The sequence below is a fragment of the Methylomonas rivi genome, assembly GCF_024505165.1.
Lineage (GTDB): Bacteria > Pseudomonadota > Gammaproteobacteria > Methylococcales > Methylomonadaceae > Methylomonas > Methylomonas rivi.
In genome coordinates this window covers 1-2,699 of sequence record NZ_JANIBK010000264.1, presented here as the reverse complement: position 1 = coordinate 2,699, position 2,699 = coordinate 1, and the positions used below count along the sequence as shown (strand labels likewise).

Annotated in this window: 3 protein-coding genes; 2 read left to right on the top strand and 1 reads right to left on the bottom strand. The window is 57.3% G+C overall.

The annotated features are described in order from the left end of the window. Positions 1–726: carbohydrate kinase family protein (locus NP596_RS20870; protein WP_256617316.1), on the bottom strand; the 726-nt coding region annotated here is incomplete at its 3' end. Positions 727–919: 193 nt separating this feature from the next. Here NP596_RS20870 and NP596_RS20865 point away from each other — a divergent pair. Both NP596_RS20865 and NP596_RS20860 read left to right on the top strand, forming a co-directional pair. Further along, positions 920–1,159, top strand: a complete 240-nt coding sequence (locus NP596_RS20865) for an OadG family protein (protein ID WP_256617315.1) — start codon at positions 920–922, stop codon at positions 1,157–1,159. Between the two features lie 91 nt (positions 1,160–1,250). After that, the coding region (locus NP596_RS20860) for an oxaloacetate decarboxylase subunit alpha (RefSeq protein ID WP_256617314.1) at positions 1,251–2,699 on the top strand (1,449 nt) is incomplete at its 3' end.

The following is a 2,699-nucleotide window of genomic DNA, read 5'->3' as shown; positions in this document are numbered from 1 at the left end:
GGCGCCGGTGGTGTCGATGGCGGTTATCGGCGGCGCCGGCAGGGCGCCGGTTTCGCCGCCGCGTTGCCAGATTAAACCGCGTTCGCCCAGTGTGACGACTACATTGGGCGACAGGGCTGCAAGCCGGGATAAGGCGGTCTGTTCGTCGCCGGCATATTGCCGGGCGAATTTTTCCGAACAGACCAGATACGTGACTTTGTCCATTAAGGCTAGGGTGCCGGCGTGCAGGGAGCCGGCATCCAGTACGGTGGGCGTGGAGTTGTCTATCTTATCCAGCAAAGCCAGCGACAGCTGTGGTTCGTGGCCGTCAAACAAAACGGTTTTGGGATTCGCGCCGCTAAAATCGATGCCGTCGGCGGGCAGGGCTTGGGTGTCGCCCTTGTAATTGAGCAGGGCGCGTTTGCCGTCGGGTTTGACTAAAATGATCGACAGCGGCGTCGGCGATTCGCCGCGGACGATCAGGCCGGTTTCGACGCCGGCCTGCTGTAATTCGGCGTAGTGGCTGTCGCCGTAGACATCGAGGCCAAGGTAACCGGCAAAGCCGGCCCGGTAACCCAATCTCGCCACGCAGACCGCCGCATTGGCGGCCGGTCCGCCGCCGCAACCCAACAGGCCGTCGGCAAACAGTTTTTCGTCTTCCCGTGGGTGGTGCGGCACGGAGAACACCAAGTCGTAACTGGCATGGCCCAGGCAGAGTACATCCAGGCAGGGGCGGGTATGGGACATGAAGGTTTTCCATAAATCGCGGTTAAGGGGCCGCCGGCAATGGCGAGCGGTCAAGGGCGGCATTTTAGTCTCGAAGCGGTTGCCGGCAGCAATAATTTTGGCTGTTGCCGCGGCCGCATCGGACTTAGCCGATTGTTTAATCGGGTGCTTTTGGGGATAATGCCCCAAGTTAATAATTTACGGTTGGATCATAATGAATGAACTGATGTCGTCGGGAATAGAGCTGATGTTGCTCGGCATGGGTATAGTGTTCGCTTTTTTGGCGATGTTGATCGTTGCCATCAAAACCATGTCGGCGGCGGTGGTGCGATTTTTTCCGGAATTGCCGTCCGGGCGGCACGCCGGTACCCATCACGGCGACGATTTGAGCACTATCGCCGCCATCAGCGCGGCGGTGCAGCAATACCGTAAAAAACACCAAAACAAAGACTGATTCATGCCGCATGGCGGTTCAGGCATATCGGATACACTACCCACAAGGTAAACACAACCCGACCCAAAAGGCAGCTTAAGGAGAAACAAGAGTGGCAAAGGTAAAAAAACCTTTAGGAATTACAGAAGTCGTATTGCGCGACGCGCATCAATCGATTCTGGCAACCCGTCTGCGTATCGAAGACATGTTGCCGATTTGCGGGCAGTTGGACCAAATCGGTTACTGGTCCATCGAATCCTGGGGCGGCGCTACCTTCGACGCCTGTATCCGTTACTTGGGCGAAGATCCCTGGGAGCGTTTGCGCCTGCTGAAAAAAGCCATGCCCAATACCCGCCAGCAAATGCTGTTTCGCGGCCAAAATATTCTGGGTTATCGCCATTATGCCGACGACGTGGTGGACAAGTTCGTCGAACGTTGCGTGGTTAACGGGATCGACGTGTTCCGTATTTTCGATGCGATGAACGACATGCGCAATATCGAGCGGGCCGTTAAAGCGGTGCTGAATACCGACGCCCATGCCCAAGGCACCATTTCCTATACCACCAGCCCGGTGCATACCATAGACAAATGGGTCGAACAAGGCCGCATCATCGAGGACATGGGCGCGCATTCGATCTGTATCAAGGACATGGCGGGCCTATTGACGCCTTACGATGCCTTCGAATTGATCGGCAAGCTGAAAAAAGCCGTTGCGATACCGATACACATGCAATGCCACGCCACCACCGGTTTGAGCGTCGGCACCTATATCAAGGCCATCGAAGCCGGTCTGGACAATGCCGATACCGCAATTTCGTCGTTGAGCATGACTTACGGCCACACGCCGACCGAAACCATCGTCGCCAGTCTGCAAGGCCAGCCCAACGATACCGGCCTTGATTTGGTCAAGCTGGAAAAAATCGCCGCCTATTTCCGCGACGTGCGGAAAAAATACGCTCAATTCGAAGGCAGCCTGAAAGGCGTCGACGGCCGGATTCTGGTTTCGCAAGTACCGGGCGGCATGTTGACCAATATGGAAAGCCAGCTGAAAGAGCAGGGCGCGGCGGACAAATTCGACGAAGTATTGCTGGAAATCCCGCGCGTGCGGGAAGATTTGGGTTTTATTCCGCTGGTTACGCCCACCTCGCAGATCGTCGGCACTCAGGCTGTGCTGAATGTATTGGCCGGCGAACGCTATAAAAATATCAGCAAGGAAACCGCCGGCATTTTGAAAGGCGAATACGGCGCGGCGCCGGCACCGGTCAACAAGGAATTGCAGGCCAGGGTGCTGAACGGTGCCGAGCCGATTAGCTGCCGGCCGGCGGATTTGCTGCAGCCGGAGATGGACAAGCTGGTGGCCGAGGTCAAACGCAAGGCCGAGGCGGAGGGCGTCAAGCTGTCCGAATTCGTCGAAGAAGACGCCTTGATCGACGGCATGTTCGCCCAGGTGGGTTGGAAGTTTCTGCAAAACCGCGGTAATCCCGCCGCATTCGAGCCGGCGCCGAATCCGGAAGCGGCCAACGCGGCTGCCGAGGCGGTCGGTCAAAAGACCGCCGGCGCG

Bases quoted from the DNA above. Each gene is read 5' to 3' on its own strand.
- NP596_RS20865 (WP_256617315.1), top strand. From the start codon at position 920: ATGAATGAACTGATGTCGTCGGGAATAGAGCTGATGTTGCTCGGCATG.